The organism is Phreatobacter cathodiphilus (assembly GCF_003008515.1).
Classification (GTDB): domain Bacteria; phylum Pseudomonadota; class Alphaproteobacteria; order Rhizobiales; family Phreatobacteraceae; genus Phreatobacter; species Phreatobacter cathodiphilus.
This window is the reverse complement of record NZ_CP027668.1, coordinates 1,668,890-1,677,953: the sequence shown is the minus strand read 5'-3', so window position 1 is coordinate 1,677,953 and position 9,064 is coordinate 1,668,890. Positions and strand designations below refer to the sequence as shown.

General features: G+C 69.8%; 12 protein-coding genes. 11 read left to right on the top strand and 1 reads right to left on the bottom strand.

Annotated features, from left to right (window positions below; all coding sequences use genetic code 11):
• The first annotated feature begins 14 nt into the window (after positions 1 to 14).
• The 9 genes from nagZ (at position 15) to pssA (ending at position 7,400) form a co-directional block, all read left to right on the top strand.
• Positions 15 to 1,073: a beta-N-acetylhexosaminidase gene (gene nagZ / locus C6569_RS08220; RefSeq protein WP_106748390.1), complete on the top strand. Its 1,059-nt coding sequence runs from the start codon at positions 15 to 17 to the stop codon at positions 1,071 to 1,073.
• A 44-nt stretch (positions 1,074 to 1,117) separates the two neighbouring features.
• Entirely contained in the window at positions 1,118 to 1,945 is an 828-nt protein-coding gene (locus tag C6569_RS08215; RefSeq protein WP_106748389.1) for a segregation and condensation protein A, read from the top strand.
• 12 nt (positions 1,946 to 1,957) lie between these two features.
• On the top strand, positions 1,958 to 2,671 hold the full coding sequence (gene scpB, locus C6569_RS08210) for an SMC-Scp complex subunit ScpB (RefSeq protein WP_106748388.1): 714 nt from the start codon (positions 1,958 to 1,960) through the stop codon (positions 2,669 to 2,671).
• On the top strand, positions 2,668 to 3,777 hold the full coding sequence (locus tag C6569_RS08205) for an ABC transporter ATP-binding protein (protein ID WP_181313955.1): 1,110 nt from the start codon (positions 2,668 to 2,670) through the stop codon (positions 3,775 to 3,777). Before scpB ends, C6569_RS08205 begins: the two co-directional genes overlap by 4 nt.
• A 94-nt stretch (positions 3,778 to 3,871) precedes the next feature.
• On the top strand, positions 3,872 to 4,165 hold the full coding sequence (locus C6569_RS08200) for a twin-arginine translocase TatA/TatE family subunit (RefSeq protein ID WP_106748387.1): 294 nt from the start codon (positions 3,872 to 3,874) through the stop codon (positions 4,163 to 4,165).
• 72 nt (positions 4,166 to 4,237) lie between these two features.
• Positions 4,238 to 4,891: a Sec-independent protein translocase protein TatB gene (gene tatB / locus C6569_RS08195; RefSeq protein ID WP_106748386.1), complete on the top strand. Its 654-nt coding sequence runs from the start codon at positions 4,238 to 4,240 to the stop codon at positions 4,889 to 4,891.
• Complete coding sequence (tatC, locus tag C6569_RS08190) at positions 4,888 to 5,754, top strand: twin-arginine translocase subunit TatC (protein ID WP_181313954.1); 867 nt, start codon at positions 4,888 to 4,890, stop codon at positions 5,752 to 5,754. The genes tatB and tatC overlap by 4 nt, the downstream gene beginning before the upstream one ends.
• Positions 5,755 to 5,829: 75 nt before the next feature.
• On the top strand, positions 5,830 to 6,531 hold the full coding sequence (locus C6569_RS08185; RefSeq protein WP_106748385.1) for a phosphatidylserine decarboxylase: 702 nt from the start codon (positions 5,830 to 5,832) through the stop codon (positions 6,529 to 6,531).
• 32 nt (positions 6,532 to 6,563) lie between these two features.
• Positions 6,564 to 7,400 carry a CDP-diacylglycerol--serine O-phosphatidyltransferase gene (gene pssA, locus C6569_RS08180; RefSeq protein WP_106748384.1) on the top strand — a complete coding sequence of 279 codons (837 nt, stop codon included), beginning with the start codon at positions 6,564 to 6,566 and terminating at the stop codon, positions 7,398 to 7,400.
• On the opposite strand, the gene C6569_RS08175 is transcribed toward pssA, so the two are convergent.
• On the bottom strand, positions 7,401 to 7,589 hold the full coding sequence (locus C6569_RS08175) for a hypothetical protein (protein WP_106748383.1): 189 nt from the start codon (positions 7,587 to 7,589) through the stop codon (positions 7,401 to 7,403).
• A 272-nt stretch (positions 7,590 to 7,861) separates the two neighbouring features.
• Here C6569_RS08175 and C6569_RS08170 point away from each other — a divergent pair, with 272 nt between their 5' ends.
• Both C6569_RS08170 and C6569_RS08165 read left to right on the top strand, forming a co-directional pair.
• Positions 7,862 to 8,734 carry an urease accessory protein UreD gene (locus C6569_RS08170; protein WP_106748382.1) on the top strand — a complete coding sequence of 291 codons (873 nt, stop codon included), beginning with the start codon at positions 7,862 to 7,864 and terminating at the stop codon, positions 8,732 to 8,734.
• 9 nt (positions 8,735 to 8,743) lie between these two features.
• Complete coding sequence (locus C6569_RS08165; RefSeq protein ID WP_106748381.1) at positions 8,744 to 9,046, top strand: urease subunit gamma; 303 nt, start codon at positions 8,744 to 8,746, stop codon at positions 9,044 to 9,046.
• Positions 9,047 to 9,064: the final 18 nt, after the last annotated feature.

Sequence of the window (9,064 nt, the reverse complement as noted above, 5' to 3'; positions counted from 1 at the left end):
GCGCCGCCACGGCCATGAGCGTCAAGGCCCTGATCCTCGGCTGCGCCGGCACGGTCCTGTCGGCGGAGGAGGCGGCCTTCTTCCGCGACCTCGACCCCTGGGGACTGATCCTGTTCCGGCGCAACTGCGCCGACCCGGACCAGATCCGCCGCCTCGTGTCCGACTTCCGCACAGCGGTGGGCCGCGCCGACGCTCCGGTGCTCGTCGACCAGGAGGGGGGGCGGGTGCAGCGCCTGGGGCCTCCGCACTGGCCGAAATACCCGCCGGCGCGGGTCTTCGCCCGCCTCGCCAACGATCCGCTGCATGGGCGCGCCCTGGCGCGCCTCGCCGGCCGGCTGATGGCGCACGATCTCCACAGCGTCGGCATCACGGTGGACTGCGCGCCCGTCCTCGACGTGCCGGTGGCGGGCGCCCACGACGTGATCGGCGACCGCGCCTTCTCCTCCGACCCGGCCGAGGTGGCTGCGCTGGGTCGCGCCATGGCCGAGGGGCTCATCGCCGGCGGCGTGCTGCCGGTGATCAAGCACATTCCCGGCCATGGCCGGTCAGGGGCCGACAGCCATGCGGCGCTGCCGGTCGTTGAGGCGTCGCGGGAGGCGCTTGAGGCCGATTTCCTGCCGTTCCGGACCCTGACCGACATGCCGCTCGCGATGACCGCCCATGTCGTCTACACGGCGATCGACCCTCGCCGCCCGGCGACCACCTCCCGCCGCGTGATGCGATCCGTGGTGCGCGACGCCATCGGCTATGATGGCCTGGTGATGACCGACGACCTGTCCATGAACGCGCTCGAGGGCTCGCTCGGCGAGCGGGCCCGGCAGGCCTACCGGGCCGGCTGCGACGTGGTGCTGCACTGCAACGGCAAGCTCGATGAGATGCGGCAGGTCGCGTGCGAGGCGCGCGCCCTCGCGGGGCGGGCGAAGCAGCGGGCAGCGGCCGCGCTCGGCCGCATCCGCCACGTGCCGGAGCCCTTCGATGCGCGCGAGGCGCTTGCCGTGTTCACGAAGAGCCTCGAACGGGCGGAGAGCGCGCCGTCCACAGGCTTTGCCGCGGACCATGCCCTGAGCCTATGATGGGCGACGGGAGGCCCGGCCGGGTCCTCCGGCCCGGACCCCACATGGCGCGCAATCCCTTTCCCACCGGCGGCAACGTCCTGCCCTTCGAGACCATGGCCGACCGCGGCACGTCCGAGCCCGCCTTCGTCGTCGACCTCGACGGGTTCGAGGGGCCGCTGGACATGCTGCTGGCGCTCGCCCGCACCCAGAAGGTGGACCTGACCAAGATCTCCATCCTGGCGCTGGCGGACCAGTATCTCGGCTTCATCGAGGAGGCGCGCAAGTTGCGCCTGGAACTCGCCGCCGACTATCTCGTCATGGCCGCCTGGCTCGCCTATCTCAAATCGCGCCTGCTGATCCCGGAGCCCGCCAAGGGGGAGGGGCCGACCGGTCCCGAACTCGCGGAGGTGCTGGCCTTCCGCCTGCAACGCCTGCAGGCCATGCGCGACGCGGCGGCGCGGCTGATGACGCGCCACCGGCTCGGCCGCGACGTCTTCGGGCGCGGCGATCCCGAGCCGATCGTGGCGCTCGCCGACAAGCGCTGGGAGGCGAGCCTCTACGACCTCCTCACCGCCTATGCGCAGCAGCGCGAGAAGACGGCGCTCTCCCACGTCACCATGGAGCACCGGAAGGTCTGGTCGCTCGCCGAGGCGCGCGAGATTCTCGAAAGGCTCGTGGGCGCCTCGCTCGACTGGACCCCGCTCGACGCTTTCCTCATCGACTATCTGGTCAGCGAGGAAAAGCGGGCCACGGTGCTCGCCTCCAGCTTTGCCTCCAGCCTGGAACTCGTGCGCGAGGGCGTGCTCGAAGTGCACCAGGAGCGTCCGCTCGGCCCGCTCTTCATGCGCAAACGCCGGGGCGATCCGGCTTCCAAGCCGCCCGGGACGTGATAGAAGCCCGGCATGGCCAACGAGCGGGACATGGACGATCCGGCACAGCTTCGGCTCGGCGCGCCCGTCGGCATGGTCGACGGGCCGGTCGAGCAGTTGCGCATCGTCGAGGCGCTGCTCTTCGCCGCGGCCCAGCCGCTCGACGAGGCGGCGCTCGCCGAACGCCTGCCGCGCGGCGCCGACCTGCGCTCGCTTCTGGCCACGTTGCAGGCCTTCTACGCGCCGCGCGGGGTGAACCTCGTGAAGGTCGCCGGCAAATGGGCCTTCCGAACGGCGCAGGACCTCGCCTTCCTGCTGCACCGTGAGACGACGGACGAGCGCAAGCTGTCGCGGGCCGCGCTGGAGACCCTCGCCATCGTGGCCTATCACCAGCCGGTGACGCGCGCCGAGATCGAGGAGATCCGCGGCGTCACGGTCGCCAAGGGCACGATCGACCTGCTCATGGAAACGGGCTGGCTGCGCATCCGCGGCCGCCGCAAGGTTCCGGGCCGGCCGGTGACGTTCGGCACGACCCCGGCCTTTCTCGACCATTTCGGGCTCGAGGCCATCGGCGACCTTCCCGGCCTCGACGACCTCAAGGCGGCGGGCATGCTGGACGGGCGGCTGCCGCCCGGCTTCCGTATCCCGATTCCCAACGACGACGTGGCGCTGCGCGACGACGAGGAGCCGGACGAGGGCGAGCTCGACCTCGGCCTCGGCCCCGTTCCCGACAGGGAAACCCCATGAACCGCACGCTGATGGACACGGTGTCGGGCTGGGGACGGCGCGGCACCGCGGGCACGTCGATCGCCTCGGCGCTCGCCTTCGAGGACGTGGTCCACGGCTACGGTCCGGTGAGGGCGCTCGCCGGCATCTCGCTGGTGGTCGCTCCGGGCGAGGTGCTCTGCCTGCTCGGCCCGTCCGGATGCGGCAAGACCACCCTCCTGAGGATCGCCTCCGGCATCGAGCGGCCGCAGGCGGGGCGCGTGCTGATCGACAGCCGCGAGGTGGCGGGGCCCTCGACCTTCGTGCCGCCCGAGCGGCGCGGCATCGGGCTGGTCTTCCAGGACTTCGCGCTGTTCCCGCATCTCAGCAATCTCGCCAACGTGATGTTCGGCCTGAAGGCGTTGCCGAAGGCGGACGCGGAGCGGGCGGCGCGGGTGGCGCTCAGCCGCGTCGGCCTCGCCGATCACGCTCTCGACTATCCCCATACGCTCTCGGGCGGCGAGCAGCAGCGCGTGGCGCTGGCGCGCGCCATCGCGCCGCGGCCGAGCATCCTGTTGATGGACGAGCCCTTTTCCGGCCTCGACAGCCGCCTGCGCGACGCGATCCGCGAGGAGACGCTGGCGGTGATGCGGGAGACGCGGGCGACCTGCATCGTCGTCACCCACGATCCGGAGGAGGCGATGCGCATGGCCGACCGGATCGTGCTGATGCGCGAGGGACGCATCGCGCAGATCGGGACGCCGCGCGACCTCTACCAGGCGCCGGCCGACCTCGACACCGCCCGGTTCTTCTCCGACGTCAACGAGGTGCCGGGCGTCGTGCAGGGCGGGCGGCTCATCACCCCGGTGGGGTATTTTGCCGCGCCCGGCCTGGCGGAGGGCGCACCGGCGGTGGCGGCCATCCGGCCGCAGTCCATCCTGCCGAGGCCGGCGGGCATGTGCGTGCCCGGACGGCTGGTTTCACGGCGGTATCTGGGGGAAGTGGAGCTGCTCGAGATCGTCGTCCAGGGCATGGAGGCACCGCTGAAGGCCCGTGTGCGCTCGGCCGAGGGCCTCCATCCCGGCCGCGATATCGGCGTTGACGTTACCGCATCCGAGGTTCTTGTTTTTGCCGCACCCGCCGCATAGTTTCCCAACACAACGGTCGTTCCAGGGCCGCACGAAACAATCGCGCCGCCCGGCCCGCTGCGGGACGCGGCGCCAAACGGTCAAGGAGTGAATCATGGGTACGTTTAGCGCCTGGCACTGGATTCTGGTCGCCATCGTGGTGCTGCTGCTGTTCGGCCGCGGCAAGATCTCCGAGTTCATGGGCGACGCCGCCAAGGGCATCAAGGCCTTCAAGAAGGGCCTGGCCGAGGAGGACAAGCCGGAGACGCCGACGGTGGTACCGGCCTCGACCATCGACCATCAGCCGCCGGTCACCCCTGCGGCTCCGCCCCCGGTCGTCACTCCCACTCCCGCGCCCGCCGCCACCACGTCGGACCAGACGCCCGCTTCCGCTCCCAAGGTCGGCTGAGGCGTCGGGTCTTCGCGGAGCCGGGTGCGCTTCCTCCTGAGGCCCGCGCATGCGCGTGGACGGTGAATTGCCATGTTCGATCTGAGCTGGGGCGAAATTGCATTGATCGGCGTCGTCGCGCTGATCGTGATCGGCCCGAAGGAGCTGCCCGGTGTCCTCAGGGGCATGGGGCAGGCGCTCTCCAAGCTGCGCCGCATGGCCTCGGACTTCCAGTACCAGTTCAACCAGGCCCTGCAGGAGGCCGAGGTCGACAAGGTCAAGTCCTCGATCAACAGCGTGACGGACGCGGTGGGCTCGACGCCCTCCTCGACCTTCAGTCCGATCGATTACGCCCGCGACCAGATCAAGTCGGCGGTCGACGACATCAAGGGCCAGCCGGCACCCGGCACGATCGGTCCGCCGGCGCCCGATCCGCTGGCGCAGGCCGTCCCCGCGCCACCCTCGTACACGGCCGACCCCCAGGCCATCCAGAACGCCTTCAAGCCGGCGCCGATCGAGCCGCCGCCGGCCTTCGCCTCGCCCGCACCGGCGCCGGTGCAGGCCCCGGTCCTCGGCGCCGCCCCGGTCGATCCGCCGTCCGGCTTCATGGCCGCCGCGCAGCCGACCGAATCCGCTCCGGCCATGCCGGCACCCCCGGCGGCAGAGCCCGTCGAGACGGCGGCGCCGACCGCTGACGGAGAGGGCGTCGCGGAAAAGCCGAAGCGCGCCAGAAAGACCAAGGCATGACCTCCGTTCCCGCCCGCGAGGACAAACTGAAGGCGGACGAGGACGCCATCGAGGCGTCGAAGGCGCCGCTGATGGAGCACCTGATCGAGCTGCGGTCGCGGCTGATCAAGGCCATGCTCGGCTTCGTCGTCTGCTTCATCTTCTCGTTCGCCTTCTCCAAGCAGATCTTCCAGATCCTGGTGCTGCCCTACGAATGGGCGGCGGACTATCTGAAGATCCCGCGGCAGGAGGTGCGCCTCATCTACACGGCGCCGCTGGAATATTTCTTCACCCAGCTTAAGATCGGCATGTTCGGCGGGGCGTTCTTGGCCTTCCCGGTCATCGCCATCCAGCTCTACAAATTCGTCGCGCCGGGTCTCTACAGCCACGAGAAGGACGCGTTCCGGCCCTATCTCATCTGGACGCCGATCTGCTTCTTCACCGGCGGCATCTTCGTGCTCGTCTTCGTCATGCGGGCGCTGATGCTGTTCTCGCTCGGGATGCAGCAGGCCCCCAGCGACACCGCGACGGCCATCCAGTACCTCGGCCGGGTCGAGGACTATCTCAGCCTCATCATGACGCTGATCTTCGCCTTCGGCATCTCCTTCCAGCTTCCAGTGATCATCGCGCTGCTCGGCCAGATCGGCGTGGTGGACACCGAGTTCCTGCGCGGCAAGCGGCGCTATTTCATCGTCATCGCCTTCGTTCTCGCGGCCGTCCTGACGCCGCCCGACGTGATCAGCCAGTTGTCGCTGGCTATTCCGCTCATCGGGCTTTACGAGGTCGGCATTCTCGTGGTCGCACGCATCGAGAAGAAGCGCGCAGCCGAAAAGCGGGAAACCGACGGTGACGGCGACGGCGAGACCACGGCTACCGCAGCTTAAGGCCGCGGGAGTTCATCAGGGTTTCGCCATCCGCACGTCGGGCAGACGCGATGCGGGCCCTTGCGGAGAGAGTTCATGTCCATCGTCGACAGTATCAGAACCACCGTTCTCGTTCCGGTTCATCGCGAGGGCTATCCCTTCATCGCGATCGCCGGCGCCGGCACGCTGGTGCTCGCCTGGTGGGGCGCATGGCTCGCTTGGCCGATGCTGGCCCTCACCGTCTGGGTCGTCTTCTTCTTCCGCGATCCGGTGCGCGTCACGCCGGCCCGTGACGGCCTGGTGATCTCGCCGGCCGACGGGCGCGTGTCGCTCATCTCGCGGGTGGTGCCGCCGGTGGAGCTCGGCCTCGGGACCGCGCCGATGCTGCGCGTCTCGATCTTCATGTCGGTCTTCGACTGCCACGTGAACCGCGCGCCGATCGGCGGGACCATCGAGAAGATGGCCTATCGTCCGGGCAAGTTCCTCAACGCCGATCTGGACAAGGCCTCGGAGGACAACGAGCGCAACGGCCTGGTCATCCGCAACAGCTACGGCGCCTTCGGCGTGGTGCAGATCGCCGGCCTCATCGCCCGCCGCATCGTCTGGTGGGTGAACGAGGGGCAGCCGATGGCCACCGGCGAGCGCTTCGGCATGATCCGCTTCGGCTCCCGCGTCGACGTCTATTTCCCTGAAGGGGCGCAGCCGCTCGTCGCCGAGGGTCAGCGTGCCGTCGCCGGCGAGACGGTGCTGGCCGACATGGCTTCCGACGAGCCGCAGAGGATCGTCCGCATCGGCTGACGCGTCCCGCAATTCAGGCTAGGGTCCGCGCCATGTCCTCGCTCTTCCAGCCCTTCACGCCGGACCGCAACGAACCGCCCCGGCGGCGGTTCCGACCGGTTCCCATGCGCCTCCTGATCCCCAACCTCATCACGCTGCTGGCGCTCTGCGCCGGGCTCAGCGCGATGCGCATGGCGCTGGAGGGCAAGTTCGACATCGCCGTCTATCTCGTGCTGCTCGCGGCAATCCTCGATTCGATGGACGGGCGCATCGCGCGGCTGCTGAAGGGCACCTCGAAGTTCGGTGCGGAGCTCGACAGCCTCGCCGATTTCGTCAGCTTCGGCGCGGGCCCGGCACTCATCCTCTATCTCTGGGGCATGAACGCCGCGGGCCCCGTCGGCTGGATCGCCGTGCTGGTCTTCTCCATCTGCGGCGCTCTGAGGCTCGCCCGGTTCAACGTTCAGATCGAGGATCCGAACCGTCCGGCCTGGATGGCCAATTTCTTCACCGGCGTACCGATTCCCGCCGGAGCCATCCTGCTGCTGCTGCCGATCTATCTGGACCGCAGCGGCCTGCCCAATCTGTTGAGCCCGCCGCTGGTGGCGACCGCCTATACGATCCTCATCGCTCTGCTGATGGTGTCGAAGGTGCCGGTCTTCTCGGGCAAGAAACTCGGGGCCCGCGTGCCGCGCGAGAGGGTGCTGCCGCTGTTCGTCGCGGCCATCGCCTTCGTCGCGCTGCTGTTCAGCTATCCGTGGGAAGTGCTGGCGGTCGGCTCGGTCGCCTATCTGGTCTCGCTGCCGGTCATCGCACTGCAGGCCCGCAAAATGGCGCAGGCGGAGCGGGATGCGCCGCCGCCGCCCGCGGAAGGCGAGCCGCCGGCCGCCTGATCACCCGCGACGCCAGTCGGCGATGGCGGCGACGCGCTCGCAGAGCGCCGTCTCGGGAAAACGCTTGCGCAGCACGGCGAAAGCCTCGGCATCGGTGAGTTCGCCGCGGCGGCCGAGGCTCGCCACCATCGGATCGGTGGTGTCGGAACGGCGGGCCGGTTCGGTCACGGAGCGCGTGAGTGTCTGCATCAATGTCGTCTCCAGGGCGATCCTGCTGGGTGGCGATGAGCCCTGACAGGAACGGGTCCACACGGGATGCGATGCACGGCAAGCCGACAGTGTTCCCGGACAAGGTTAATACGCGGTAACCGGGCGCGGGTTCCGGCGGAGATGATGGGGGCGGCGGGCGATTCGGGCAGGCCTTCCTTTTGGTCGCTTGCGCGGGCGGCCTGCACAATTTCTGTGCTTGCGGCGCAGGTGGGCGGTGACCAAAATCGCGGCAGGCGGGGGTCATCTGGCACATGCTGGCGGTTGTTGCAGAGGGGGCGACAGAAGGGCTCTTCGCCTGGCGCACCGCCGGCGCGCGGATGCAGCGGGCCCACGGGAACGGACGTCTGGCGTTCGCCACCCGCGATGGCACCACCGTGGTCCGGGAATGCTACCAGGAAGCGGGCCTGCGCATCCGCATGCCGAGGGTGGAGCCGGGCGATGCGTTCGAGGCGGTGGTGATCAACACCGCAGGCGGCATCACCGGCGGCGACCGGTTCGCTCTCGACATCGCGGCCGGGCCGTCGACCCGGGCGGTGGTCACCGGCCAGGCTGCCGAGAAGGTCTACCGCTCCTCGGGCGGCATCGGCCGGTTCGACACGACGATCCGCATCGCCGAGGGTGCCGACCTCGCCTGGCTGCCGCAGGAGGCGATCCTGTTCGAGGGCTCGGCGCTGGAACGGCGCCTCGATGTCGAGATGGCGGCGGATGCGCGCCTGCTGGCGGTGGAGAGCGTCGTCTTCGGGCGGCTGGCCCGCGGCGAGCGGGTGGACCACGCCTATCTGTTCGACCGCTGGCGCATCCGGCGCGGCGGCCGTCTCGTCTATGCCGAGGGGCTGAAGATGGAGGGCGGCATCGGCCGGGCCCTGTCGCGGCGTGCCTGCGGGGCGGGGGCGCATGCCGCCGCGAGCCTCGTGCTCGTCGCGCCGGACGCCGAGGCGCGCGTCGAGGCGGTGAGGGAGCTGCTGGAGCCGTTGGGGGCGAGGGGCGTCGAGGCCGGCTGCAGTGGTTTCGACGGGCTCCTGTCGCTGCGCCTGCTGGCGCCCGACCCGTTTGCGCTCCGTACGGCTCTGGTGAACATTCTGGAACTGCTGCGCGGACCGCTCCCGCGCGTCTGGTCCTGCTGAGGAAGGTCGATGAATCTCTCGCCGCGCGAAAAGGACAAGCTGCTCGTCTCCATGGCCGCCATGGTCGCCCGCCGGCGGCTGGAGAGGGGCGTCAAGCTGAACTACCCGGAGGCGATCGCGCTGATCACCGATTTCGTCGTCGAGGGCGCCCGCGATGGCCGCGCCGTCGCCGATCTGATGGAGGCGGGCGCCCATGTCGTCTCCCGCGACCAGGTCATGGACGGCATCGCCGAGATGATCCACGACATCCAGGTCGAGGCGACGTTCCCGGACGGCACCAAGCTCGTCACCGTCCACGATCCCATCCGCTGACCCAGCAACAGGCCCGGC